This window comes from Candidatus Oscillochloris fontis (assembly GCF_004138135.1).
Classification (GTDB): domain Bacteria; phylum Chloroflexota; class Chloroflexia; order Chloroflexales; family Chloroflexaceae; genus Oscillochloris; species Oscillochloris fontis.
This window is the reverse complement of the sequence record NZ_RYFD01000138.1, coordinates 1-1,043: the sequence shown is the minus strand read 5'-3', so window position 1 is coordinate 1,043 and position 1,043 is coordinate 1. Positions and strand designations below refer to the sequence as shown.

1 protein-coding gene is annotated in these 1,043 nt (G+C 65.1%); it reads left to right on the top strand.

Features of this window, described 5'->3' with window-relative positions:
• Positions 1-63 precede the first annotated feature (63 nt).
• The coding region (locus tag EKD03_RS18290) for an ATP-binding protein (protein WP_153188308.1) at positions 64-1,043 on the top strand (980 nt) is incomplete at its 3' end.

The window sequence follows — 1,043 nt, the reverse complement described above, 5'->3', positions numbered from 1 at the left end:
CACCGGGTGGGCACGCGGTGGTGGTGGTGCGCGGGTAGGAAACCATAGCTGTGGAGGCTCCCCATGACCCGCTGGTTCAACGTAGCTGGCCCGTGCCACCCCGATATTCACTACATGCTCTCGGCGCTGGATCGCTTACCCGATCTCACGCGCCTGATTGCGCAGCAGAGCTACTTCGTGCTGCACGCCCCGCGCCAAACCGGTAAGACGACGGCGATGCTCGCGTTGGCGCAGGAACTCACCACCAGCGGCCAGTGGACGGCGGTCGTACTCTCGGTGGAGGTTGCCGCATCCTTTTCCGACCAACCCAGCCTCGCCGAATCGGCCATCCTGAGTTCGTGGCGTGAAGATGCCTTGGTGCGCCTCCCTGTCGATCTCCAACCTCCCGCATGGCCTGCCGCAGAACCAGGATCGGCAATTCGGGCTGCGCTGCGTGCATGGGCGCAAGCCTCGCCCCGCCCACTGGTGGTGTTGATTGACGAGATCGACTCCTTGCGGGATGCCACGCTCATTTCGGTCTTGCGCCAGATCCGAACGGGCTACTATGATCGCCCCCACGCCTTCCCGCACGCCCTGGCGCTGATCGGCATGCGGGACGTGCGCGACTATAAGGTCGCGGCGGGGGGAAGTAGCCGCCTGGGGACGGCCAGCCCATTCAATATCAAGAGCCGCTCACTCACGCTGGGCAACTTCAGCGCCACCGAAGTGGCCGCGCTCTACACCCAGCATACCCAGGCTACCGGCCAGATCTTCACCCCGGAGGCGACCGCGCACGCCTTCCACCTGACTCAGGGTCAGCCCTGGTTGGTGAATGCCTTGGCCAAAGTCGCGGTGGAAGATCTGGCGCCCGACCCGGCTACGCCGATCACCCCCGATCTGATTGACGCGGCCAAGGAGGTGCTGATCCAGCGCCAGGATACCCACCTCGACAGCCTCGCCGAGCGGCTGCGCGAACCCCGCGTGCGGGCGGTGATCGAGCCGTTGCTGGCCGGGTTGATGTTGGGCAACCTTCTGCCCGATGATCTGCGCTTTGTGCAGGATCT